This window comes from Azospirillum picis, assembly GCF_017876115.1.
Lineage (GTDB): Bacteria > Pseudomonadota > Alphaproteobacteria > Azospirillales > Azospirillaceae > Azospirillum > Azospirillum picis.
Genome location: NZ_JAGINO010000026.1, coordinates 22,440 through 47,359, shown reverse-complemented (window position 1 = coordinate 47,359; position 24,920 = coordinate 22,440). Strand labels below are relative to the sequence as shown.

At 69.3% G+C, this 24,920-nt stretch carries 22 protein-coding genes and 1 CRISPR repeat array; of the genes, 19 read left to right on the top strand and 3 right to left on the bottom strand.

Annotated elements, in window-relative coordinates; genetic code table 11:
• Window positions 1-87 precede the first annotated feature (87 nt).
• The 16 genes from J2850_RS26670 to J2850_RS26595 all read left to right on the top strand — a co-directional run bounded on the left by J2850_RS26670 (window position 88) and on the right by J2850_RS26595 (window position 18,804).
• Window positions 88-3,900: a proton-conducting transporter transmembrane domain-containing protein gene (locus tag J2850_RS26670; RefSeq protein WP_246513592.1), complete on the top strand. Its 3,813-nt coding sequence runs from the start codon at window positions 88-90 to the stop codon at window positions 3,898-3,900.
• 11 nt (window positions 3,901-3,911) lie between these two features.
• Window positions 3,912-4,883, top strand: a complete 972-nt coding sequence (locus J2850_RS26665; protein ID WP_209988948.1) for a respiratory chain complex I subunit 1 family protein — start codon at window positions 3,912-3,914, stop codon at window positions 4,881-4,883.
• A 12-nt stretch (window positions 4,884-4,895) separates the two neighbouring features.
• Window positions 4,896-5,324: an NADH-quinone oxidoreductase subunit B family protein gene (locus J2850_RS26660; protein ID WP_200197727.1), complete on the top strand. Its 429-nt coding sequence runs from the start codon at window positions 4,896-4,898 to the stop codon at window positions 5,322-5,324.
• Between the two features lie 10 nt (window positions 5,325-5,334).
• On the top strand, window positions 5,335-5,835 hold the full coding sequence (locus tag J2850_RS26655; protein ID WP_209988945.1) for a 4Fe-4S binding protein: 501 nt from the start codon (window positions 5,335-5,337) through the stop codon (window positions 5,833-5,835).
• Window positions 5,832-6,347, top strand: coding sequence for an NADH-quinone oxidoreductase subunit C (locus J2850_RS26650; RefSeq protein WP_209988941.1), 516 nt, complete (start codon window positions 5,832-5,834; stop codon window positions 6,345-6,347). The genes J2850_RS26655 and J2850_RS26650 overlap by 4 nt, the downstream gene beginning before the upstream one ends.
• Window positions 6,344-7,426 carry a hydrogenase large subunit gene (locus J2850_RS26645; protein WP_209988938.1) on the top strand — a complete coding sequence of 361 codons (1,083 nt, stop codon included), beginning with the start codon at window positions 6,344-6,346 and terminating at the stop codon, window positions 7,424-7,426. Before J2850_RS26650 ends, J2850_RS26645 begins: the two co-directional genes overlap by 4 nt.
• 65 nt (window positions 7,427-7,491) lie before the next feature.
• A complete protein-coding gene (locus tag J2850_RS26640; protein WP_209988935.1) occupies window positions 7,492-8,037 on the top strand; it encodes a HupE/UreJ family protein in 546 nt (181 codons plus the stop codon).
• 288 nt (window positions 8,038-8,325) lie between these two features.
• Window positions 8,326-9,504 (top strand): CRISPR-associated endonuclease Cas3'', encoded by a 1,179-nt coding sequence (locus J2850_RS26635; protein WP_307354550.1) that lies wholly within the window; start codon window positions 8,326-8,328, stop codon window positions 9,502-9,504.
• A 66-nt stretch (window positions 9,505-9,570) separates the two neighbouring features.
• Window positions 9,571-10,863, top strand: coding sequence for a CRISPR-associated helicase/endonuclease Cas3 (locus tag J2850_RS26630; protein ID WP_209988930.1), 1,293 nt, complete (start codon window positions 9,571-9,573; stop codon window positions 10,861-10,863).
• 9 nt (window positions 10,864-10,872) lie between these two features.
• Window positions 10,873-11,547, top strand: coding sequence for a type I-C CRISPR-associated protein Cas5c (cas5c, locus tag J2850_RS26625; RefSeq protein ID WP_209988927.1), 675 nt, complete (start codon window positions 10,873-10,875; stop codon window positions 11,545-11,547).
• Window positions 11,544-13,352, top strand: coding sequence for a type I-C CRISPR-associated protein Cas8c/Csd1 (gene cas8c, locus J2850_RS26620; protein WP_209988924.1), 1,809 nt, complete (start codon window positions 11,544-11,546; stop codon window positions 13,350-13,352). Before cas5c ends, cas8c begins: the two co-directional genes overlap by 4 nt.
• A gap of 3 nt (window positions 13,353-13,355) precedes the next feature.
• Window positions 13,356-14,309 carry a type I-C CRISPR-associated protein Cas7/Csd2 gene (gene cas7c, locus J2850_RS26615; RefSeq protein ID WP_209988920.1) on the top strand — a complete coding sequence of 318 codons (954 nt, stop codon included), beginning with the start codon at window positions 13,356-13,358 and terminating at the stop codon, window positions 14,307-14,309.
• A gap of 47 nt (window positions 14,310-14,356) precedes the next feature.
• On the top strand, window positions 14,357-15,016 hold the full coding sequence (gene cas4, locus J2850_RS26610) for a CRISPR-associated protein Cas4 (protein WP_209988918.1): 660 nt from the start codon (window positions 14,357-14,359) through the stop codon (window positions 15,014-15,016).
• Window positions 15,017-15,020: 4 nt separating this feature from the next.
• Window positions 15,021-16,061 carry a type I-C CRISPR-associated endonuclease Cas1c gene (gene cas1c / locus J2850_RS26605; RefSeq protein ID WP_209988915.1) on the top strand — a complete coding sequence of 347 codons (1,041 nt, stop codon included), beginning with the start codon at window positions 15,021-15,023 and terminating at the stop codon, window positions 16,059-16,061.
• A 6-nt stretch (window positions 16,062-16,067) separates the two neighbouring features.
• Window positions 16,068-16,358: a CRISPR-associated endonuclease Cas2 gene (cas2, locus tag J2850_RS26600; protein ID WP_209988912.1), complete on the top strand. Its 291-nt coding sequence runs from the start codon at window positions 16,068-16,070 to the stop codon at window positions 16,356-16,358.
• Between the two features lie 169 nt (window positions 16,359-16,527).
• A CRISPR array of direct repeats spans window positions 16,528-17,959; the repeat unit is 32 nt; unit sequence GTCGCCTCCTACGCGGAGGCGTGGATCGAAAC.
• A gap of 206 nt (window positions 17,960-18,165) precedes the next feature.
• Window positions 18,166-18,804: a helix-turn-helix transcriptional regulator gene (locus tag J2850_RS26595; protein ID WP_209988909.1), complete on the top strand. Its 639-nt coding sequence runs from the start codon at window positions 18,166-18,168 to the stop codon at window positions 18,802-18,804.
• 126 nt (window positions 18,805-18,930) lie between these two features.
• Here J2850_RS26595 and J2850_RS26590 read toward each other — a convergent pair whose 3' ends face one another.
• Window positions 18,931-19,269: a carboxymuconolactone decarboxylase family protein gene (locus J2850_RS26590; protein ID WP_343206899.1), complete on the bottom strand. Its 339-nt coding sequence runs from the start codon at window positions 19,267-19,269 to the stop codon at window positions 18,931-18,933.
• Between the two features lie 173 nt (window positions 19,270-19,442).
• Complete coding sequence (locus J2850_RS26585) at window positions 19,443-20,690, bottom strand: acetyl-CoA C-acyltransferase (RefSeq protein ID WP_209988906.1); 1,248 nt, start codon at window positions 20,688-20,690, stop codon at window positions 19,443-19,445.
• Window positions 20,691-20,859: 169 nt separating this feature from the next.
• Here J2850_RS26585 and J2850_RS26580 point away from each other — a divergent pair, with 169 nt between their 5' ends.
• From J2850_RS26580 to J2850_RS26570, 3 genes are all read left to right on the top strand, one after another.
• Window positions 20,860-21,444: a TetR/AcrR family transcriptional regulator gene (locus J2850_RS26580; protein WP_209988903.1), complete on the top strand. Its 585-nt coding sequence runs from the start codon at window positions 20,860-20,862 to the stop codon at window positions 21,442-21,444.
• A gap of 209 nt (window positions 21,445-21,653) precedes the next feature.
• Entirely contained in the window at window positions 21,654-22,607 is a 954-nt protein-coding gene (locus J2850_RS26575) for a GlxA family transcriptional regulator (protein ID WP_209988900.1), read from the top strand.
• 190 nt (window positions 22,608-22,797) lie between these two features.
• Window positions 22,798-23,556 carry an SDR family oxidoreductase gene (locus J2850_RS26570; protein ID WP_209988897.1) on the top strand — a complete coding sequence of 253 codons (759 nt, stop codon included), beginning with the start codon at window positions 22,798-22,800 and terminating at the stop codon, window positions 23,554-23,556.
• A 101-nt stretch (window positions 23,557-23,657) separates the two neighbouring features.
• On the opposite strand, the gene J2850_RS26565 is transcribed toward J2850_RS26570, so the two are convergent.
• On the bottom strand, window positions 23,658-24,878 hold the full coding sequence (locus J2850_RS26565) for an MFS transporter (RefSeq protein ID WP_246513590.1): 1,221 nt from the start codon (window positions 24,876-24,878) through the stop codon (window positions 23,658-23,660).
• Between the last annotated feature and the right edge of the window lie 42 nt (window positions 24,879-24,920).

Genomic DNA, 24,920 nt, shown 5'->3' with positions numbered 1-24,920 from the left:
GGCTGTCGGGCACCTGACAGACGGTCGCCGGCCGCAGTCCTACAGTCCGGCCATACGCAATCGAGGCGCAGACGAAGAGGCTGGCCGATGGTTTATCAAAGCGCGATGGACGCCACGCTGCTGGCGTGGCTCGGCGCAGCCCTGCTCCTTGGCGGAGAGGTGCTGGCGCTGGCGCACTACAGGAATCTGCCGCGGGCGCTGGCATTGTCGGCGATCGCGGAAACCGGATATGTGCTGCTCGGCCTGGGGGTCGGCGGTGCCGCCGGCGACACCGGGGCGATCATGCATTTCGGCTTCCAGGCCGTCATGCGCGGCCTGGTGGTCGTGGCGGCCTGGTCGCTGATCCGCCGCAGCGGCGCCACCACGCTGGACGGGCTGGCCGGCAGCGGCACGCGCTTCCCGCTGGCGGCGCTGCTGTTCGGCTTCGGCCTGTTCTCCGTGATGGGGCTGTCGCCCTTCAAGGGATCGTTCAGCAAGTTCCTAATCCTCTATGCCGCCATCGAGCGGGGGGAATGGCTGCTCGCCGCGGCCGGCACGCTCGCCAGCATGATCGCGGCGGCCTATTACGTGCTCATCATTCATGGGGTCTGCCTGGCCAAGCCGTCCGCAGACGCGGCTCCCACCGCCGCCGACCCGGCGGCGGAGCGCGGGACCGCCTGGACCGTCCCGGTCATGGCGGGCTTGGCGGCGCTCACCGTGGTCATGAGCCTGTGGCCGGATCCGTTCCTGCATCTGGCGGAACGTCTGGCCGGTGCCGGCGGCGACGCGATCCCGGAATTCGAGGGGCCGTGGTCGGCATTGGTGCTGCTGCCCTATCTCGGCGGCTTCGCGCTCTACGGCGTCGGCCGTTTCAGCGCCCGCGCACGGGACGGGCTGGCGGTGCTGCTGGCGCTCGCCACCGCCGTCGCGGCGTGGAGCGCCGCCGACATCGACCCGCTGTCGCGGCTGTTCACCCTGCTGTTCGCCGGGATCGGCCTCGCGGTGACGGTCTATTCGACCGCCTACATGAAGCGGGACGGGAATGCCGGACGCTACTGGCTGCTGCTGTTCCTGATGATCGGGTCGCTGCTGGGCGTGGCGACGGCGCATGAGCTCGGCAACTTCTACGTCTTCTGGGAGCTGATGACCTGGACCTCCTATCTGCTGGTCATCCATGAGCAGACGGGCAAGGCGCTGCGGGCCGGCTTCATCTATTTCCTGATCTGCGCCTCGGGCGCCTACGTGATGCATTTCGGCATCCTGCTGCTGCACGCCGAACTCGGCACCTTCGCCATGGCGGAGATCGCCGCCCGCATCGGCGAGCTGCCGCCGGCCGTCGGCGCCCTGACCGCCTTCGCCTTCCTGGCCGCCTTCGTGGCCAAGGCCGGTCTGGTGCCGCTGCACTCCTGGCTGCCGGAGGCGCATCCGGTCGCCCCATCCTCCATCTCCGCGCCGATGTCGGGCATCCTGACCAAGGCCGGCCTGTTCGGGATCGCCAAGATCCTGCTGCTGGTGTTCGGGGCCGGGGCGCTGGAGCGCTTCGGCGCCGTGTCGCTCGACATCGGCACCGTGGTCGTCGTGCTCGGCTGCCTCACCCTGGTCTATGGCGAGGCGATGGCGGTCCGCGAGCGGACGGTCAAGCGCATGCTCGCCTATTCCACCCTGGCCCAGGTCGGCGAGATCGCCGCGATCCTCGGCCTCGGCACCCATCTCGCACTGACCGGCGCGCTGATGCACATCGCCAACCATGCGGTGATGAAGAGCCTGCTGTTCCTGGCGGTCGGCGCCCTGCTGATGCGCGGGCACGGCAAGACGCTGGACGACCTGCGCGGCCTCGGGCGCGCCATGCCGGTGACCGCCGGCTGCCTGGCGGTCGGCGTCCTCGCCATCATGGGGCTGCCGCCCTTCAGCGGTTTCGTCAGCAAGTTCCTGATGATCTATGCCGCCGTGGCCGCCGGCCACACCGAGGTCGCCGCCCTGATCCTGCTGGGCAGCGTGGTCGGCGCCTTCTACTATCTGCGGCTCGTCCGCATCCTGTTCTTCGAGCCCTATGACGGCCCCGCCCTGGCGGAGGCGCCGCTGACGATGCTCGCCGCCGTCGCCGCGCTGGCCGCGCTGGTGATCCAGGGCGGGCTGTTCCCCGACGGCGTGCTGGCGCTGGTCCGGCCGGCCGCCGACCTGCTGGCGGCGCGGGGCGGCATCGCGCTGGCCGCGGTCCCCGATCTCGCCATGCACTGGCCGCTGGGGTCCGCCGTGGCGGCGCTGGGTGCACTCGCCGTCTTCGCCGCCGGGCTGCGCTCGGCCAAGCTCTCCGGCATGCTCGCCGTCGCGGTGATGCTGGCGACGCTGGGCGCGGTGTTGCTGGAGGCCGGCCGCTTCGACGGCCTGTCCTTCTGGTTCGCGGCGCTGACCGCCGGCGTCGCGGCGCTGAACCTCGTCTACGCCATCGGCTACATGGCGCACGGCCACGCCCAGGGGCGCTTCTACGCCGCCTTCACCCTGATGGTCGCCGGGCTGATCGGCCTGGCCGGCAACGACACCGGCTTCGGCTTCTTCGCCTTCTGGGAGCTGATGAGCAGTTGGACCCTCTACGCCGTCATCGCCCACGAGGAGACGCAGGACGCGCTGAAGGAGGGGTTCAAGTACTTCATCTTCAACTTCGTCGGCGCCAGCCTGATGTTCCTCGGCATCGTGGTCCTGGCGGTGGCGTCCGGCAGCTTCGCCTTCGCCGACCTGGCCAAGGCGGCGGCCGACGCCGCGGCCGGCCATATGGCTGCCGGTCCGCTCGCCGCCGGCCCACTCGCCGCCGGCCTGGTGCTGGTGCTGGCCGGGCTGCTGATGAAGGCGGCGATGCTGCCGCTGCGCATCGACTACCAGATGCACCCGGCGACCGCGCCGACGCCGGTCAGCGGCTACATCTCCGCCGTCCTGCTGAAGAGCGGCCCCTACGGCGTGCTCAAGCTGGTCACCGCCGTCGGCGGGGCGGCGGCGGCCGGCCGGCTGGGGGCCGCGGCGGGCCTGCCCGCCCTGGGCGACGCGCTGGCGCTGATCGCCGCGGTGACGATCCTCTATGCCGGGGCGATGGCGATGATCCAGACCGGGATCAAGCGCCTGCTGATCTACAGCACGGTCAGCCAGCTCGGCTACATCCTGCTCGGGCTGTCGCTCGGCACCTCGCTGGGCGTCGCCGGGGGGCTGATGCACCTCGTCAACCACATGCTTCTGAAGGACATCCTGTTCCTGGCGGCCGGCTGCATCCTGGCGCAGAGCCACGTCCACAGCCTGGACGAGCTGGGCGGCCTGGGGCGGCGGATGCCGGTGACCTTCGGGCTGTTCCTGTTCGCCGGCCTGTCGCTGTCGGGCATCCCGCCGCTGAACGGCTTCGCCTCGAAATGGCTGGTCTACCAGGCGGCCTTCGCGGCGGGCCACCCGCTGTTCGGCCTCGCCGCACTGATGTCGAGCCTGTTCACCCTGGCCGCCGTGCTGAAGTTCGCGCACGCCGCCTTCATGGGGGCGGAGTCGCCCAAGGCCGCGAAAATCCATGAGGCGCCGGCCGTCATGCTGGTGCCGATGGGCGTGCTGGCCGGCGCCAGCGTGCTGGTTGGCCTGTTCCCCGGCCTGCTGCTGGTTCCCATCGCCGCCGTCCAGGCCGGTCTCGGGCTGGAGCCGGTGGCGGCGAGCTGGACCGGCGGCCTGCCGGGCGGCTGGCATCCGGGCGTGATCGCCCTGCTGGCGGTGCCGTTGGCGCTGCTGTCCTGGTGGTACGGCCGTCCCGGGCGTCATGCCGCCGTCCGCTCGCACGTCCATGCCTGCGGGGTCAGCGACATCCCTCCGGCACTCTCCCACGTCACCGCGTCCAACCTTTACGAAACGCCGGAGCGGCTGATCCGGCGGGTCCTGCACGCCAAGCCGCAGGCTTGAGGAGGCCGCCCATGTCCGCGCCAATGTCCGACCTGTTTTCTCTTCTCTTCGCAATCCTCGTCTTTCCCGGCGGCCTGTTCGCCCTGTGCTTCGGCCTGGTCCTGAAGGGACTGGACCGCCGGCTGGCGGCGCGCCTGCAGCGCCGCGTCGGCCCGCCGCTGCTCCAGCCGCTGTTCGACCTCGTCAAGCTGGCCCGCAAGCGCACGCTGGTCCCCGACATCGCCTGCAAGCCGCTCTTCCTGGCGGCGCCGATGGCCGGCTGCGTCAGCATGGCGCTGGCGGCGGCGCTGATCCCGATCCCCGGAGTCTATGATCCCGACCCGCTGCTGGGCGACCTGCTGGTCGTGCTCTACCTGCTGGCGGTGCCGGCGGTGGCGCTGATGATCGCCGGCTCGGCCTCCGGCTCGTCCTACGGCGCCATCGGCTTCTCGCGGGAGATGGCGCTGATGCTGGCCTACGAGGGGCCGCTGCTGATGGTCCTGGCCACGGTCGCCGTGAAGACAGGACTGGCCCAGGGCGGTTTCGTCACCTTCTCGCTGTCGGAGATCGTCCGCTACCAGCAGGAGCACGGCGCCTACCTCGCCGATCCCTGGATGTGGCCGGCCGTCCTCGCCTTCCTGGCCTTCTTCCCGGCCAATCTCGGCATCGCCCCCTTCGACATCCCCGAGGCGGAATCGGAGGTGCTGGAAGGCCCGCTGCTGGAATATTCGGGTCCGCCGCTCGGCCTGTTCAAGGTCATGTCGGCGCTGAAGGCGGTGGTGGTGCTGAGCCTCGGCGTGGTGCTGTTCTTCCCGACCGCGCCGGACGGCGCCGCCGGCCTGCTCGTCCACCTGCTGAAGCTGGCCGTCCTGAGCCTCGCCGGCGTCACCGTGCTGCGCACCGCGATCGGGCGCATGCGGATCGACCAGGCCGTCCTCTTCTATCTCAAATGGCCCGAGGCGCTGGCGATCGCCGGCCTCGCGGCCGTCCTCGCGCTCGCCTGAAGGGGAACCGCCATGAGCTTCATCGCCCGCATCTCGCAGCGTTCGCCCTGGCTGTACCGGATCAACGCCGGCTCCTGCAACGGCTGCGACGTGGAACTGGCGACCACCGCCTGCATCCCGCGCTACGACGTGGAACGCCTCGGCTGCCAGTATTGCGGCAGTCCCAAGCACGCCGACATCGTGCTGATCACCGGCCCCCTGACCCTGCGGGTCAAGGACAAGGTGCTCCGCCTCTACGAGGAAATCCCCGATCCCAAGGTGACCGTCGCCGTCGGCATCTGCCCGATCTCCGGCGGCGTCTTCCGCAACAGCTACGCGGTGGCGGGGGCGATCGACCGCTACCTCCCGGTGGACGTCAACGTGCCCGGCTGCCCGCCGCGCCCGCAGGCGATCATCGAGGGCATCGCGAAGGCGATCGACGTCTGGCGCGAACGGCTTTGAGGGTACCGTCATGAACATGCTCATGCTTCTGCTGCGCAACCTCGCCCGGGGGCCGTCCACCGACGCTTTCCCCTTCGGCGACACCTTCACGCCCGAGCGCCTGCGCGGCCGCATCCGCTTCGATCCGGAGCTCTGCACCGGCTGCCGCATGTGCGCGCATGTCTGCGCCGGCGACGCCATCCATTTCGACGAGACGGACGAGGGGCTGCGCTTCACCCTGTGGCACAACACCTGCACCTTCTGCGGGCTGTGCGAGCATTACTGCCAGACCAAGGCCATCCACCTGACCGACGACTGGCATCTCGCCCATCTGCAGCAGGACAAATACGCGATGATCGAGCAGGGCGTGGTCGCCCCCGCCGCCTGCGCCGAATGCGGGGGCCGGATGACCGCGCCGGTGCCGGCGCTCACCGCCATGGCCTACCGCGCCAGCAACCGCCGGATCGAGCATCTGCAGACACTCTGCCCCGATTGCCGCCGCAAAGCGGGCGTGAAAGGAGGCCGGTCATGAAGGACCAGCTTGGAAGCTTCATCGGCCGGCTCCAGCCCGGCTGGACCGTCGAATGCTCCACCGACGGCTACGGCGTCACGGTCGGCTGGTGCGTGCTGGAGACGGCCGGCGACCTGCTGCCCGTCGCCGCCGCGGTGAAGCAGGCCGGCGGGCGGCTGAGCACCATCACCGCCTACCAGCCCAAGGACGCGAACGCGACGGTGCGCGAGATCGCCTACCATTTCGACATGGACGGCGACACGCTGACCGTCACCGTCCGGCTGCCGCGCCTGGGGGCGGAGATCGACTCCCTGACCCCGCTCTTCCGCAATGCCGACTGGAACGAGCGGGAGTTCATGGAGCTCTACGACATCCAGGTCCGCAACCATCCCGACCCGCGCCGCCTGTTCGTCGACGCGACGGTCGACCCGGCGATCCTCGACCGGCTGATCCCCTTCTCCACCATGGTCAACAGCGCCAGCACCAAGACGCTGTGGGAGCGGATCATGGCCAAGACCGGAGGCGAGCAATGACCACCTACACCATCCCGGTCGGTCCCCTCCACGTCGCCCTCGAAGAGCCGATGTACTTCAAGGTCGAGGTGACGGGCGAGACCATCGCGTCGGTCGACATCAACGCCGGCCACGTCCACCGCGGCGTCGAATACCTGACGATGCAGCGGAATTTCTATCAGAACATCACGCTCACGGAGCGGCTCTGCTCGCTCTGCTCCAACAGCCACCCCACCACCTACTGCACGGCGCTGGAGGCCATCGCCGGGATCCGCATCCCGGAACGGGCGCGCTACCTGCGCGTCATCGCCGACGAGATCAAGCGCGTCGCCTCCAACCTCTTCAACGTCGCCATCATGGCGCACATCATCGGCTTCGACTCGCTGTTCATGCATGTCATGGAAACCCGCGAGGTGGCGCAGGACGTCAAGGAGACCATCTTCGGCAACCGCATGGATCTCGGCGCCAACCGCATCGGCGGCGTGCGCTACGACCTCGATGCCAAGAACCAGGACTATCTGTCCCAGCAGATGGAGCGGATGAAGGCCGACCTCGCGGAGATCGTCGACATCTACCGCAACAATTCCATGATCGCCCTGCGCACCGTCGGGGTCGGGGTGCTGCCGCACGACAAGGCGCTGGAATACGCCGTCGTCGGGCCGGTCGCCCGCGGCTCCGGCGTTGCCTACGACGTGCGCAGCAAGGCGCCCTATGCCGCCTACGACCGGCTCGACGTGCCGGTGGTGACGGAGACCGGCGGCGATGTCCGGGCGCGGGCGCTGGTGCGGCTGCGCGAGGTGCAGGTCGCCATCGACCTCATCCAGCAATGCCTGCGCGACATGCCTGACGGCCCCATCGCCATCGGCGGCCTGCCGCGCATTCCGGCGGGCGAGGCCATCGCCAAGTCGGAGGCTCCGCGCGGCGAGCTGATCTACTACCTGCGCACCGACGGCTCGGACAAGCCGGAACGCCTCAAATGGCGGGTGCCGAGCTACATGAACTGGGATGCCCTGCACGTCATGATGGAGGGCAACCGGATTTCCGACATCCCGCTGATCGTGAACAGCATCGATCCCTGCATCTCCTGCACGGAGCGCTGATCCGCTCCCGCGGCAAGCCGCCCCATCGGCGGCGCCTGCTCCCTTCGACCATAAGGATACAGACGATGAACAAGCTGCTTTCCGCCGGCCTCGCCGGCCTGCTCACCCTGACGCTCGCCCTGCCGGCCGCCGCCCATACCGGCCACGCCGACGGCACCGGTTTCCTGGCCGGCTTCCTGCACCCGCTGGGCGGCCTCGACCATCTGCTGGCGATGGTCGCGGTCGGCCTGTGGGCCGCCCAGACCGGTGGCCGTGCCCTGTGGATGCTGCCGGTGGCCTTCGTCACCATGCTGACCGCCGGCGCCCTCATCGGCATGGGCGGCTTCGAGCTGCCGATGGTCGAGGCGGGCATCGCCGCATCGGTGGCGGTGCTGGGCCTGCTGGTCGTCCTGAACAAGCGGGTGTCGGTCTATGCCGGCATGGCGCTGGTCGGCGTGTTCGCCGTGTTCCACGGCCATGCCCATGGCGCCGAGATGCCCGCGGCGGCCGCGCCGGTGCTGTTCGGCGCCGGTTTCATCCTGTCCACCGTTCTGCTGCACGGCGCCGGCATCGCCACGATGCTGATCGGCCGTGGCGTGGCCAAGCGTCTGGCGCGGCCGACGGCGGCGTGATCGGCGACGATGCATGAATGGGGTTTGGTATGAAGCGCGCAGACGAAGGCCGTCTGTCTGATCGGCGGCGCTGGAAGTTGCGAATGCCGACCAAACCCGCGGGGCCTTGAACCATCCCCCGGAGCGGGAAACGCGCGGGGTCGCGACCCGATCCTCCATCCGCCATCACCCTGCGGACACTCCCGCGCCGCAAGGCCGGGAGTGTCTTGGCAGGGCGGAGCCGTGCGCATCGCTACCGTCGAATCAATCAATCGAATCAATCAATCCAAGCAACCAAGCGTGACCCGGATGTCTTCCGCTGCCCAGGCGCCCTCCCACTGGTGGGCCTTCGGCTGGACGGATGGATTTGAGCCACGACGTGCCCATCCAACCCTTTCCGGCAGTTCGGACGCAGGCGTGAGAGAGTGTCGCATCACGCGATTCGGCCTAACAAAATTGTTGTTAAGGTCGAAATGCCTCGAAATGATCTCAACCCAGGAGACTAATAAAAATCCAGGGACTCTTTGGATGGTTTTCTATGCTCACTCTGTTCCCGGAAAGGGCGAGGGGTCGTGGGAGCCCTTGCCGGTCCACCTGACCAACGTTGCCGACAAAGCGGGGGATCTGGCTGCCATATTCGGCGGCCGGGAGCTTGCACGGGCCATGGGCGCGCTCCACGATATCGGCAAGGCGCAGGACGCCTTCCAATCCTATATCCGCGGACAAGGCCCGAGCGTCGACCATTCCACCGCCGGCGCGGTCCTCGCCTTGCACAGGTACCCGGCGCCGCTCGGCCGGATGATGGCCTATGGCATCGCCGGCCATCATGCCGGACTGGCCAACGGCGCCGTTGCCGGTGGCGGGTTGTCGTCGTTGAAGGACCGGCTGGCGGCCGGTGCCGCCACCCCCCTGCCGGCGAGCCGTCTGACGTCCGACTTCGACCTCGCGCCGACGGCGGTCACCCTCGGGGTGCCGGTGCTGTCCCGCGGATTCACGCACGAGTTCTCCGCCGCCTTCCTGATCCGCATGCTGTTTTCCTGCCTCGTCGATGCCGACCGGCTGGAGACGGAACGGTTTTACGCCGATGTGAATGAGGAGCCGGTCGATCGGGGCTGCCCGCTCACCGTCGCCGATCTGCGCGACCGGCTGGACGCGCATCTGGCGCAGTTCGACGGGCGGACCGGCGCAGTCGACGGTCTGCGGGCCGAGGTGCTGGCGGCCGTTCGGGCGAGGGCGGGGGACGAACCGGGGTTGTTCTCGCTGACGGTGCCGACCGGCGGTGGCAAGACCCTGTCGTCGCTGGCCTTCGCTTTGGACCACGCGGTCCGGCACGGGCTGCGCCGGGTCATCTATGTGATCCCCTTCACCTCCGTGGTCGAGCAGACGGCGGCGGTCTTCCGCAAGGCGCTTGGCAGCGACGACGCCGTCCTCGAACACCATAGCGGCTTCGATTTCGGACCGGCCGACGGTGGCGCCGCCGACAGGTAAAGTGACGACGAAGGCAAGGACGGTTCCAAGAAACTGAGGCTGGCGGCGGAGAACTGGGACCGGCCGGTGGTCGTCACCACCGCGGTGCAGTTCTTCGAAAGCCTGTTCTCCAACCGCCCGTCGGCCTGCCGGAAACTGCATGCCATCGCCGGATCGGTGGTGATCCTGGACGAGGCGCAGACCCTGCCGCTGAAGGTGCTGCGGCCCTGCCTGGAGGCGCTGCGCGAACTGGCACGCGGCTATCGCAGTTCGGTGGTGCTGTGCACGGCGACCCAGCCGGCGGTGACGGTGGAGGCCGGCTTCAAGGGCGGGCTGGAGGCGGTGCGGGAACTGGCGCCCAACCCGCCGGACCTGTACCGCCGCCTCAAGCGGGTGACGGTCACGCCCATCGCCGAGCCCCTGTCCGACGAAGCGCTGGCGGACCGCCTGCTGGCCGAGCCCCAGGCATTGTGCATCGTCAACAGCCGCCGGCATGCGCGCGACCTGCATCGGCGGATCGCCGCCGCCGCTCCCGACGGGGCAAGGCACCTGTCGACCAGCCTGTGCGCCAGGCACCGGAGGGCGGAGCTGGCGGCCATCCGCCGGGACATCGAGGATCGCAAGACCGTCCGGCTGGTTTCGACCTCCCTGGTCGAGGCTGGGGTGGATTTCAGCTTCCCGGCCGTCTACCGGGCGATGGCCGGGCTCGATTCCATCGCCCAGGCGGCGGGCCGCTGCAACCGGAACGGCGACCTGCCGGAACTGGGACGAGTCTTCGTCTTCGACAGCCCGGAGGAGGACGGCCACCGGCCACCGGCGGAGCTGGCGCTGTTCGCCCGGACCGGCGCCGGCGTGCTGCGCGCCCACGACGATCCGCTGGCGCTCGACACGCTGCGCGCCTACTTCCAGCAGCTCTACTGGTTGCGCGGTGACGGGGATCTGGACGCCGCGACGGTGGGGGAGGGGCCGGACGCCATCCCAGGCATCCTGACAGCCTTGTGCCGTCACCGCAGCAAGCATGATTTTCCCTTCGCCGACATCGCCAAGGCGTTCCGGATCATCGACTCGCCGCTGGTCCCGGTGATCGTGCCTTATCGCCCGGCTGGTGAACCGGACGCTGTCCCACGCCTGCTCGACGCCCTCCGGCATGCGCCGGTTGCCAAGACCGGCGGGATCGCCCGCGCCCTCCAGCCCTATCTGGTCCAAATTCCCCGTTCGGCCCGCGCCGGCCTGCTGAAGGCCAAAGCGGCGGAGTGCGTCCGCGGCGACGAGTTCGGCGACCAGTTCGTAGCACTGGTCAACGACGACCTTTACCACCGCGACGTCGGGCTGGATTGGGACGACCCGACCTTCCGGCGGTTCGAAACCAGCATTTTTTGAGGGAGAACCATGGCCTACGGCGTGAAACTTCACGTGTGGGGCGACCGCGCCTGCTTCACCCGGCCGGAAATGAAGGTCGAGCGGGTGTCCTACGACGTCATGACACCGTCGGCGGCGCGGGGCATCCTGGAGGCGATCCATTGGAAGCCGGCGATCCGCTGGGCGATCGACGCCATCGAGGTGCTGAAGCCGATCCGCTTCCAGTCGATCCGCCGCAACGAGGTCGGATCGCGCGTGCCCGCCGCGTCGGTGCGCAAGGCGATGAAGGCCGGCGCGGTGCAGGACCTGCGCATGGTGGCGGAGGAGAACCGGCAGCAGCGTGCCGCGACCCTGCTGGTCGATGTCGCCTATGTCATCCACGCCCATTTCGAGTTGACGGGCCGCGCCGGACCCGGCGACAGCGAGGCAAAGCACCTGTCGATGTTCAACCGACGCGCGGCCAGCGGACAGTGCTTCCAGCAGCCCTGCCTGGGTGTGCGGGAGTTCCCGGCGAACTTCGCCCTGATGGAGGATGGGGCGGCACCGGCGTCGGAGCTGCCGCTGGACCAGCGTGACCGCGATCTCGGCTGGATGCTGCTCGACATCGACCACGCCAACGACATGACCTCCCTGTTCTTCCGGGCGGCGCTGCGCGACGGTGTGATGGCGGTGCCGCCGTTGGAGTCGGTAGAGGTGCGGTCATGACCGTCCTCGCCGCACTCAACGGCTATTACGGCCGGCTGGCCGACCGCGGCGAGGTGCCGCCCTTCGGCTATTCGACGGAGCGGATCGCCCACATCATCGTCCTGTCGCCCGATGGCGGGGTGCTGGATGTCCTGCCCTGGCAGAGCCTGTCGGGAAAGAAGGCGGAACCGCGCCCGACGGCGGTGCCGCAATCCTTCAAGCGTCCGGGAACCACGCCGCGCTCCTTCTTCCTGTGGGACAACGGGAAATTCGTGCTCGGCCTCGGGCTGGAAAAGGCGACCCGGCAGCGGGTGGCGCATCCCGGCAACCACGCGGCGTTTCAGGAACTGCACCGTCGGCTGCTTGATGGAACCGAGGATGCCGGGCTGATGGCGCTGCTGCGCTTCCTCGACGGCTGGTCGGCCGGCCGGTTCGATGACTGCGGCTTCACCGACGCCATGCTCGATCAGAACTTCATGTTCATGCTCGACGGCGACCGGAACCAGGCGGGCCAGCCGCGCTTCCTGCACGATCGTCCGGCCGCCCGGCGCATCTGGGAAGGCGCGGTGGCCGAGGGCGCCGGGGAGGAGGGGATCTGCCTGGTGACCGGAACGCGCCAGCCGATCGCCCGCCTGCATCCGGCGATCAAGGGGGTGATGGACGCACAGAGTTCCGGTGCCTCCATCGTCTCCTTCAACAACGACGCCTTCACCTCCTACGGCAAAGAGCAGGGGCTGAACGCGCCGGTGTCGGAGGCGGCGGCCTTCGGCTACGGCGCCGCCCTGAACGCGCTACTGGCGCGCGGCAGCGGCAACCGGCTGACGATCGGTGACGCGACCACCGTGTTCTGGGCCGACACCTCCGGCGGCGAGGACTCCGCCCTCAAGGCGGAGGAGTTGTTCCACGACCTGCTCAGTCCGCCACCGGTTGAAGATGCCGACGAGGCGCAGGCGATCCGCAATGCCCTGCTTCCGGTCAGCCGAGGTCTTGCGGTGCGGGAAATCGCGCCGGAACTGGACGAGCGGACGCGCTTCTACGTGCTCGGCCTGTCGCCGAACATTGCCCGGCTGTCGGTCCGCTTCTGGCTGGAGGACAGCTTCTCCGAGATCGTGAAGCGCGTCGGCCTTCATTGGAGCGATCTGCAGATCGAGCCGGTGCCCTGGCGCACCGCGCCGGCGGTCTGGATGCTGCTGCGCGAGACCGCCGCGCTCAACAAGACCGAGAACATCGCGCCGCAACTGGCCGGGGAGGTGATGCGCGCCATCCTGACCGGCGGCCGCTATCCCCGCAGCCTGCTGGCGGCGGTCATCACCCGCATGCGGGCCGGCGATGCGGTGAACGGCCTGAAGGCCGCGATCTGCCGGGCCTGCCTGAACCGCGACTCCCGCCTGGGAACGAAGAAGACGGAGGAAATTCCCGTGAGCCTGAACCGAGACGAGGCGAACCCGGCCTACCGGCTGGGCCGCCTGTTCGCCGTGCTGGAGGGCGCCCAGCGGGCGGCCCTGGGGGACGTGAACGCCAGCATCCGCGACCGCTATTTCGGCGCCGCATCGGCCACCCCCGCCAGCGTCTTCCCCATGCTGCTGCGCAACAGCAACCACCATCTGGCGGTGCTGCGCAAGGGCGACAAGCCACGTCTCGGCGGTTGGTTCGAAGGGGAGATCGGCCAGATCCTCGGCGGGCTGGACAGCGGCTTTCCGCGCTCGCTGCGCATCGAGGACCAGGGGCGCTTCGCCATCGGCTACTACCACCAGCGCTATTCCGGCAAGGCCGCCGCCCCCGGCGGACAGGCCGGCGCCACTGAACAGACCGTTTCCGAGGATTGAGCGATGCCCACGATCCAGAACCGCTACGAGTTCGTCTATCTGTTCGACGTCACCAACGGCAACCCGAACGGCGATCCCGACGCCGGCAACCTGCCGCGGCTGGACCCGGAAACCAACAAGGGGCTGGTGACCGACGTCTGCCTGAAGCGCAAGATCCGCAACTTCGCCGCACTGAGCCGTGACGGCGAGCCGCGCTATGGCATCTATGTCCAGGAAGGCGCGATCCTGAACGAGAAGCACCGGGCCGCCTACCGGGCCGTCCGCCCCGACGACAAGGAGGTCGAGAGCGCGAAGAAGCTGTCGCCCAAGGAGGCGGAGGAAAAGGCCGTCCGGCAGTTCATGTGCGACAACTTCTTCGACGTCCGCAGCTTCGGCGCGGTGATGAGCACCAGCATCAATTGCGGGCAGGTGCGCGGGCCGGTGCAGCTCTCCTTCGCCCATTCGGTGGAGCCGATCCTGCCGCTGGAGATCTCGATCACCCGCATGGCCGCCACCTCGGAGAAGGAGGCGAAGGAACGCAAGGACGGCGAACCGGCGGACGACGGCCGCCGCGACAACCGCACGATGGGGCGCAAGCATGTCGTCCCCTACGGCCTGTATCGCTGCCATGGCTACATCTCCGCCAAGCTGGCGGAGGGGACCGGCTTCGACGAGGCCGATCTGGACCTGCTGTGGACCGCGCTGGAGGGCATGTTCGACCATGACCGCTCGGCGGCCCGCGGCGAGATGGCCGGCCGCAAGCTGGTCCTATTCCGCCATGACAGCGCGCTCGGCAACGCCCCCGCCCATCGCCTGTTCGACCTCGTCACGGTGAAGCGGCATTTCCAGGGCGAGGAGTACGATCTGGACGGCCCCGGCACCGGCAACCTGCCGCCGGCCCGCCGTTTTGCCGATTACCGCGTCGCCCTGGACGGGACCGGGGTGCCCGCCGGCGTGACGATGATCGAGCGGTTCTGACCGCTCCCGACGGGCAGGGGTGAACGGAGAGGGAGGGCGCAGACTCCATGGACGCGGATGATCTTCTCCCTCTCTCGGCCTTGCAGCACCAGTTGTTCTGCCCACGCCAATGCGCGCTGATCCATGTCGAGCGGCAGTGGCGGGAGAACGCCCTCACCGTCGAGGGCCGGCTGCTGCACGACGCCGTGGACGCCGGCGGCCGGGACCGGCGCGGCACCGTCCGCACAGTGCGGTCGATGCCGCTGCGCTCGCACCGGCTCGGTCTGGCAGGTGTGGCCGACCTGGTGGAGTTGCACGGCGCCGACCAACGGCCCTATCCGGTCGAGTACAAGCGCGGCCGGCCCAAGGCCCACCGGGCCGACGAGGTGCAGCTCTGCGCGCAGGCCATCTGCCTGGAGGAGATGTTCCGCACCGACATCGCCGAGGGCGCCCTGTTCTATGGGGAAAACCGGCGGCGCGTCGTGGTACGGCTCGACGAGGGGCTGCGGGCTCTGACCGAACGCACGGCGGCGGACCTCCGCGCCATGGTCGAGGCCGGCCGCACCCCGCCGCCGGTGTACGAGGCGGCGAAATGCCCGAACTGCTCGATGATCGACCTTTGCCGGCCGCGCCGGCTGGGCCGTCCGCCACCGGTGGCCGACTGGCTTGCCCGGCAACTGGAGGACGGGGAGGACGCCATGCCCTCATGCAACCGCGGAGAGTCCTGATCCCATGCGCCAGCATCTGAACACGATGTTCGTCACGACCGAAGGCGCTTGGCTGACCAAGGACGGCGCCAACATCGTGGTGGAGGTGGACCGGCGTGAAATCGGCCGCGTGCCCATGCACATGATGGGCGGGATCGTCTGTTTCGGCCGGGTCGGCATGTCGCCGCCGCTGATGGGAGCCTGTGGCGAGGCCGGAGTTACGGTCTCCTTCCTGACCGAGCATGGCAAGTTCCTGGCGCGGGTGGAGGGCGCGTGCAGTGGCAACGTCCTGCTGCGCCGGCGCCAGTATCGGGTGGCCGACGACCCGGACGCCGGTCTGGTCGTCGTCCGGGCCATCGTGGCGGCGAAGGCGGCGAACCAGCGTGCGGTGCTGCGCCGCGCATGGCGGGACCATGGCTCCTCGATGACGGAGGCCGGCTGTGCCGGGATCGACGACGCCCAGCGTCGCCTGGGCGACGTTGCGCGCCGGGTCATGGAGGCGGCGAACATCGACGTCGCCCGTGGTCACGAAGGCGACGCGGCGAACGCGTATTTCGGGGCGTTCGACCATTTGATCCGTCGCGACGACGATGCCTTCCGCTTCCGCGGCCGCAGCCGGCGTCCGCCGCTGGACGCCTGCAACGCCTTGCTGTCCTTCCTTTACGCCATGGTCGGCCACGACTGCCGATCGGCGCTTGAGTCTGTCGGCCTGGACCCGCAGGTCGGCTTCCTGCACCGCGACCGACCCGGCCGGGCCGGCTTGGCCCTCGACCTGATGGAGGAGTTCCGCCCGGTGCTGGCCGACCGGGTCGCTCTCACGCTGATCAACCGCCAGCAGATCGGGCCGAAGGACTTCACGCACATGGAGGGCGGTGCCGTCCTGCTGCGCGACGATGCCCGCAAGGCGGTCCTGGCTGCCTATCAGGAGCGCAAGAAGGATGAGATCACCCACCCGTTCTTGAACGAGAAGCTCAGCCTGGGGCTTGTCCCCCACATCCAGGCGCAATTGCTGGCCCGCCATCTGCGCGGTGACCTGGACGGCTATCCGCCCTTCCTTTGGAAATGACCGACCATGCTGATGCTGATCACCTATGACGTGAACACACAGGACGCCGCGGGCCGCCGCCGCTTGCGCCGGATCGCGAAGGCGTGCCAGGATTTCGGCCAGCGCGTCCAATTTTCCGTGTTCGAATGCGAGGTCGATCCGGCGCAATGGGCCGCGCTCCGTGCCCGGCTGATCAAGGAGATCGACCAGGGCACCGACAGCCTGCGCTTCTACCATCTCGGTGCCAATGCGGGCCGCCGCATCGAGCATGTCGGCGTCAAGCCCGCACTGGACCTTGGCGGGACCCTGGTCTTCTGACCTGCGAACCCGAAGCTCACAGGAAATCCCCGGGAGGTTCGCACCTGAACGCTATCAACGGGTTGGCGTCGGTGGCATGCTGAAAGCCGCCCGGCGGACTGCTGTGCAACAGGTGGTTCGCGTTTGATCCGGGATTGTGGGTTCCTGAACAAGTAGATATTGACTGGCTGTCGCCTCCTACGCGGAGGCGTGGATCGAAACGAAATCATGAAGGGCCACGGCATCAGCGGCTTCCAGGTCGCCTCCTACGCGGAGGCGTGGATCGAAACGTAAGCCACACCCTTGCGGATGCAGTCGCCGATGAGTCGCCTCCTACGCGGAGGCGTGGATCGAAACCGGTACCGCCGCAGGGCGTTGAACATCCCCGCCAGGTCGCCTCCTACGCGGAGGCGTGGATCGAAACACGCCCGGCGAGGTCATCTCCGCCACGATCACCCGTCGCCTCCTACGCGGAGGCGTGGATCGAAACAACAGGATGGCGAGGGACAGGATGTAGTTGGCCGGGTCGCCTCCTACGCGGAGGCGTGGATCGAAACGCCTTCCTCAACACATCTTGCACGGACGACACCCGTCGCCTCCTACGCGGAGGCGTGGATCGAAACCGGCAACACGGACCTGCTCGCCAAGGTGCTGGCCGGGTCGCCTCCTACGCGGAGGCGTGGATCGAAACCTGTCAGTGGCGTCGCTGCTCAACACCAACTTGAGTCGCCTCCTACGCGGAGGCGTGGATCGAAACAGCCAGCATCACGCGGCCCTCGCCTCAGAGCGGTCGGTCGCCTCCTACGCGGAGGCGTGGATCGAAACCGCTACGGGTTCATTGGGCTGCGCACCGACACCTGTCGCCTCCTACGCGGAGGCGTGGATCGAAACCAGAGCGTGGTGTCGGATATCCGCGCCCGCGCCCGGTCGCCTCCTACGCGGAGGCGTGGATCGAAACGCGGTTATGTGCTCGCCCATCTCGTCGGCCAATTGTCGCCTCCTACGCGGAGGCGTGGATCGAAACATCTCCTCCACCGTGAGCGCGAGCTGCTCGACCGGTCGCCTCCTACGCGGAGGCGTGGATCGAAACCACATCGTTGTCGTGATTGCGGCAGAGGTGATGATGTCGCCTCCTACGCGGAGGCGTGGATCGAAACCGGGACACGTTTGATTGGTCGACGCCTCCGCTGCCGTCGCCTCCTACGCGGAGGCGTGGATCGAAACGTCTATGTGTGGATCCGGTACGGCTGGAAAGCCGGTCGCCTCCTACGCGGAGGCGTGGATCGAAACTAGCGCGGCAAGGACAGGTCGAACCCGAACCACTGTCGCCTCCTACGCGGAGGCGTGGATCGAAACGGCCGATGAAAGGGGCAGCCGCCGTGCACTGGCTCGTCGCCTCCTACGCGGAGGCGTGGATCGAAACTTCTTGCGGGGAACGCCGCCCTTGGCCTTCGAAAAGTCGCCTCCTACGCGGAGGCGTGGATCGAAACCACAGCGCGGCCGGATCGGCGCAGACCTTCAGCGGTCGCCTCCTACGCGGAGGCGTGGATCGAAACGACATCGTGTTTGACGACGGCAGTGTTTCCCCCCGTCGCCTCCTACGCGGAGGCGTGGATTGAAACGTGCCAGTGCGCTTGCCCCCATCGGCACCCACCGTTGTGGGCAACCGCAGCCTGGCTCCAGCATTGCCAAGGTGCACCATCCTTCCGCCTGGACATCCAGCCGGTTCACCACACAGCGGATCGGCGATCGATACCTGAGTATGGGTTCCTGCCTGTCGGCGACTTCGGCACTCTACCGGCCACAGCGATGTTGGCAGGAGTTCGGTATGGAACTGGCCCTTTCCGAGACGCCGCCGCGGCTTCCTTCGGCACTGGCGGGGCAGGCATCCGTTTCGTGGATGCCGGAAGACGGGATGCCGGAAGAGGCCAACCGGCTGTCGGCCGCCGTCGACCGGCTGTTGCGGGTCGCCAGCGACATGCTCGCCTCGGACAACCAGTCCATCGCAGACTGCCTGTCGTTGGCCCTGGCCCGGCTGCAACGACCCGGCGGCGACCCCGGCACCGACGCCAAAGCACCGGAGGAGGCCGGCCGGAAAACCGGTCTCGCGGCGTGGCAGGTCCGGCGGGTCGTCTCCCATGTCGACGCCCATCTCGCCGGCACCATCCGTAACCGGGACCTCGCGGCGGCGGCGAAGCTGAGCTGCGGTTATTTCTGCCAGGCATTCAAGGACAGCTTCGGCTGCCCGCCGCACGCCTACATCATGCGCCGGCGGGTGGAGCGGGCAAAGGAACTGCTGGAGACCACCGGCACGCCCCTGTCGCAGATTGCCCTCGACTGCGGCTTTTCCGACCAGTCGCACTTCTCGCGCATCTTCCGCCGCATCGCCGGCGAGGTTCCCCGCCTGTGGCGGCACAAGCGCCAGATGGATGGGCTGGAACCCGCCCCGGCCGCAGTCGACGTCTGACGCGACCTCTGATGCACGCTCCCCGGCCTTTACGGAACGTACGGCACCGGCTCGGTGCCGGCGCATTGACGGCTCACCGACGGTTCGGCGGCGGCGATCCGGTGGCCGGTCGCCGCCGCCGTCCGGTCAGCCATGGGCGCTGTAGGCGTCCATCACGCGGGTGGAATAGACCAGCGCCGCCCCGGCATTGAGGGCGACGGCGACGCCCAGCGCCTCGGCGATCTCTTCGCGGGTGGCGCCGTTCTTGATGGCGCCCTCGGTGTGGACGGCGATACAGCCGTCGCAGCGCACGGTGACGGCGACCGCCAGGGCGATCAGCTCCCGCGTCTTGGCGCCGAGCAGGTCCTTCTTCTGGCCGGCGGCGCTGAGCCCGACATAGCCCTTCACCGTCTCGGGGCTGAGCTTGCCCATCTCGCCGACACCGGTGAGCACCTGCTGGCGGTATTCGTTCCAGTTGAGCATCATGATCGTGTCTCCTCTTCCATATGTCCGCTCATGCCTGAGCGCGGAACCGATGCCGTGACGCTACGTCCGGGCGGGCGCGCGATATAGAAGGATGCGTCCGTCTTTGGGATGCGGTTCCGGCCGTCCGCGCGACCGGACCGCGCAGCGTGGGGCACCAACCGCGCCAAGCCGGGTCAGGCGGTCCGTTCGATGGCGATTGCCGTCGCCTCGCCGCCGCCGATGCACAGCGAGGCGACGCCGCGCGTCAGCCCGCGGGCCGCCAGCGCGTGGAGCAGCGTGACGATCAGCCTCGCCCCGGTGGCGCCGATCGGGTGGCCGACCGCGCAAGCGCCGCCGTTGACGTTCAGGCAGTCCGCGGCGATGCCAAGGTCGCGCTGCGCCGCCATGGCGACGACGGCGAAGGCCTCGTTGATCTCGAAGAGGTCGACGTCGCCCACCAACCAGCCGACCTTGTCCAGCAGCTTGCCGATCGCCGGGATGGGCGCCGTGGTGAACCAGGCGGGGTCCTGGCTGTGCGTGGCATGGCCGCGGATCTCCGCCAGGATCGGCAGCCCGGCGGCCCCGGCGACGGAGCGCCGGGTCAGGACCAGCGCCGCAGCGCCGTCGGCGTTGGCGGACGAGCTGGCGGCGGTGATCGTGCCGTCCCGCCGGAAGGCCGGCTTCAGCGACGGGATCTTGTCGGGGGAGACCTTCCGCGGGTTCTCGTCCTGCTCCACCAGCCGCTCCCCGCCCTTGGCGGGAACGGCGACCGGCACGATCTCGGCCGCGAAGGCGCCGCTCTCCACCGCCCGCCGGGCGCGCGTCAGCGTCTCCACCGCATAGGCGTCCTGCTCGGCACGGCTGAAACCGTAGGCCTGCGCCGTCGCCTCGCCGAAGTCGCCCATGGCGCGGCCGCCCTCATAGGCATCCTCCAACCCGTCCAGCATCAGGTGGTCGAGCAGGCGGTCGTGGCCGATGCGGTAGCCGCCGCGCGCCTTGGCCAGCAGGTAGGGGGCGTTGCTCATCGATTCCATGCCGCCGGCCACCACGATGTCGGCGGACCCCGCGCGGATCAGGTCGTGGGCCAGCATGGTCGCCTTCATGCCCGACCCGCAAACCTTGTTGATCGTGGTGGCGCCGGTCGCGTCGGGCAGCCCGGCGCCGCGGGCCGCCTGCCGGGCCGGCGCCTGGCCCTGGCCGGCGGGCAGGACGCAGCCCATCAGCACCTCGTCGATGCCGGCGGGCGGCAGGCCGGCGCGCTCCACCGCTGCGGCGATGGCGCGGGCGCCCAGCACGGGGGCCGCCAGCGGCGCCAGCTCTCCCTGGAAGCGGCCGAGTGGCGTGCGGACCGCGGACACGATGACGACGGGGTCGTGGCCGGGGTTATGGTTGGGGTTATGGTTGGGGGCGTGGCTGGTGGAGGGGGCAGGGGAGTTCGGCATGGTCGCGGTCTCCGGATCGGCGCCCGGCTCAGGGCACGTTAAATGATGACCATCATGATTGAATAATTGATGATGATCGTCATATGATTTGTCAATGGCATTTCGGGCGCCTTTTCCGGCGTCTCTTTCAGGCGGGCGCCACCCGGCGCCCGGCCACCGGGGGTGCGGCATGAGGGTGAGCAAGGAGCAGGCGGCCGAGAACCGGCGCCGGATCGTCGACGTGGCGGGCATGCTGTTCCGCGAGCGCGGCTTCAACGGCATCGGTGTCGTCGACCTGATGAAGGAAGCCGGCCTGACCCATGGCGGCTTCTACGGTCATTTCGCCTCCAAGGACGATCTGGCGGCGGAGGCCTGCGCCCGCGCGATGGAGGAGGCGGCGGAGCGCTGGCGGCGGACGGCGGACGAGAGGGGGGGCGACGCCCTGCCGGCGCTGCTGACCAGCTACCTGTCGCAGCGCCACCGTGACCACAGCGGCGCCGGCTGCCCCATGGCGGCGCTCGGCGTCGATGCGGCACGCCAGGGGGGGGCTGCGCGGGGCGCCTTCACCCGGGGGCTGCGCCCCTTCATCGACCTGCTGGGCCGGCTGGTGCCGGGCCGGTCGGCGGAGGCGAGGCGCAAGGCGGCGCTCGCCACCCTCTCGGGCATGGTCGGCGCGCTCGTCCTGGCGCGCGCGGTCGATGACCCGGCGCTGTCCGACGAGATCCTGGAGGCCGCGCGCACGGCCTTCGCCGAGGCGGGAGACAGCGGCGCCTGACCTGTCATCGGCGCCTGACCTGTCATCGCCGATTGCCCCGTCCCCGCCACCTGCCGCCACCGCCGCCTGCCGCCGCGATGGCCGGAATCGTCGTGTCTTTGGCATTTCAGCCAAGCCCCCCGCCAGCATAGTCTGGTGCCGGCCGGCGCGGCTGCGGCTGCGTCCGTGGCGCAGGGGCACGGGGCCGGTCCGGCAGGCGGGGAGGGGACATGCTCACCATCGGTTTCGTGGTGTTCGAGGATTTCCAGGTGATGGGAATGGCCGCCCTCTCGGCCTTCGAGATGGCGAACCTCGTGCTCGGCCGGCCGGCCTATCAGGTCCATGTCCTGTCGGAACGGGGCGGGCCGGTGCGCAACTCCCTGGGCTTTGCGGTGGAGACGCGGCCTTTCGGTGAGGAGGTCTTCGACACGACGATCACCATCGGATCGCTGCAGGTCAGGCCGTCCTCGTCCGGCCTGCTGGCCTACCTGCGCGACGCCGCCGGCGCCTCGCGCCGGGTCGCCGGCATCTGCACCGGCGCCTATGTGCTGGCGGAGGCCGGCCTGCTCGACGGCCGCCGCGCCACCACCCACTGGAGCCACGCCCGCACGCTCCAGCGCCTCTACCCCAAGGTCAGGGTGGAGGAGGACCGCATCTTCAGCGTCGACGGCAATGTCTGGACCTCGGCCGGGATGACCGCCGGCCTCGACCTCGCCATGGCGCTGGTCGAGGATGATTTCGGGGTCGAGGTCGCCAAGGCGGTGGCGCGCAAGCTGGTCGTCTACCTGCGCCGGGCGGGCGGACAGTCGCAGTTCTCCGCCCTGCTGGACCTGGAACCGCGGTCCGACCGCGTGCGGCGGGCGCTGGTCCACGCCAAGGAGAACCTCCGGAACGAACTGTCGGTCGAGGAACTGGCCGGGGCCGCGAACCTCAGCCCCCGCCAGTTCAGCCGCCTGTTCCGGCAGGAGACCGGCCAGACCCCCGCCAAGGCGGTCGAGCATCTGCGCCTGGAGGCGGCCCGCGTGATGATGGAGGAAGGGCGCCACCCGATGGACGTCGTCGCCCGCGAAACCGGCTTCGCCGACCGCGAGCGCATGCGCCGCGCCTTCCTGCGCGCCTACGGCCAGCCGCCCCAGGTGATCCGCCGCTCGGTCGAGAATGGCCGCGTCCCGGCGCCCGAATAGGACGCGCCGGGGCCGCCCGCCGCTTCCGATGCCGTCGACGGCCCAAGGTTAATACCTAGATATGGCTCCCGCGATACTTCGCGTGCGCTAGCATTCCACATCGAAAACGACCGGGGCGCGGGAGGAATTACTGGTCCTCGTCCGATGCCATCCGTTCGCCCGTCTTCCAACCAGAAATGGACATCCAGCCATGCAACTCACCGGCAACACCATATTCATCACCGGTTCGACCTCCGGCATCGGCCGGGGGCTGGCCGAGGCGTTCCACCGGCTGGGCAACCAGGTCATCATCGCCGGCCGGCGCAGGTCGCTGCTGGAGCAGGTGACCGCCGCCAATCCCGGCATGAAGGCCGTCGAGCTGGACATCGCCGACCCCGTCAGCATCCAGGCCGCCGCCGAACGGCTGACGGCCGAATTCCCGGCGCTCAACGTCCTGATCAACAATGCCGGCATCATGCCCTTCGACGACGCGTCGGGCGTCATCGACGACGCGCAGGCGCAATCCATCATCGCGACCAACCTGCTCGGCCCGATCCGCATGACCTCCGCCCTGATCGAACATCTGAAGGCGCAGCCGCGGGCGGTGATCGTCAACAACACCTCGGTGCTCGCCTACACCCCGCTGGCCACCACCGCGGTCTATTCCGCCACCAAGGCGGCGCTGCACAGCTACACGCTGTCCCAGCGCTTCATGCTGCGCAAAACCAGCGTCACCGTCCAGGAGATCGCGCCGCCCTGGGTCAACACCGACCTGATCAAGAAGGGCGACGATCCCCGCGCCATGCCGCTGGACGCCTTCATCGAGCAGACGATGGCGGCGCTGGCGACCGACGCGGAGGAGGCGATCGTCGAGAGCGCCCGGCCGATGCGCGACAATGCCGGCCCGAAGGAGCATGCGCTGGTCATGGGCTTCAACAGCTACATCGCCGAGAACCCGATCCCGGTCTGAGACACCGCGCCGGGAGCGAGCGCAACGGAAAGGGCCGCCGGACGACTGTCCGGCGGCCCTTTCCATGTTCCCTCTTTCATGTCCCGATGCGGGACGGCGCGTCACTCGGCCGCCGCCCGCGCCAGCCGCGGCGCCCGGGCCGGGGCGAACTCCAGCAGGCAGGCCAGCGCGGCGCACAGGCCGCCGGCCCAGCCCAGTTCGCGCACGCTGGCGACGCTCAGCACCAGCGAACCCAGCGCCGCGCCCACCGAGAAGCCGAAATAGTGGAAGGAGGCATTGACCGACAGGATGATCGGCGCGTGCTGCGGTCCGACGATGCCGATCAGCCGCGCCTGCTGGCCGGGATAGAAGGCCCAGGCGGCGAATCCCCACACCATGATCCCGGCGAAGGCGGGCGCCAGCGCCAGCGCCGGCGGCAGCAGGTCCGCCGTCAGCGACAGGCTGGCCAGCGCCAGCGCGACCAGCGGCAGGGTCAGCGCCACGATGCGGGCGCCGCCCAGCCGGTCCGTCAGGCGTCCACCCACCGCCAGCCCGGCGAACGCCGCCAGGCCCCAGGCGAACAAGGCGACGCCGACGGCGCCGCCCTCCAGCCCGGTCACCTGCTGCAGGTAGGACGCGATGTAGGGATAGACGGTGAAGGGACCCATCGCCCACAGCGTGGTGACCGCCAGCGGCCGGCGCACCGCCGGGTTCTTCAGCGCCCGCAGCCGGGCGGCCAGTCCGGCGACCGGCACCGATGCGCCGATGGCGCGGGGCAGCCCGAACAGCAGCCCGGCGGCGGCGGCGACCGCCAGCACGGCGACGCCGCCGAAGGTCATGCGCCAGCCCAGCGCGTTGCCGACCAGGGCGCCCAGCGGCACGCCGAACACGATGGCCAGGCTGAGCCCGCTGGTCACGATCGACAGGGCGCGGCCCCGCTCGTTCGGCGGCACCAGCACGCCGGCCAGCGCGTTGGCGTTGGGCACGAACAGCCCCGCCGCCATGGCGAGCAGCACGCGCGCCGCCATCAGGCCGCCATAGCTGGCGGCCGCCGCGGCGACGACGTTGGCGGCGACGAAGGCCAGCATGGTGGCGATCAGCAGGAGGCGCCGGCTCACGGCACCGGTCGCGGCGGTCAGCACCGGGGAGCTGGCGGCATAGGTCAGCGCGAAGACGGACACAAGCTGGCCGGCCGCCTGCTCGCTGACCGACAGGTCGGCGGCGATGTCCGGCAGGATCGCCGCGATCATGAAACTCTCGGTCCCGACGGCGAAGGACCCGAGCGCCAGCCAATAGAGCGGCGCCCTGGAGGAGGCGCTCGCCGAGGTCATGGGGGAAGTCATGGGAAAAATCCTTGCGGGGGCGGTCCGGCGGCGCGCAGGCCA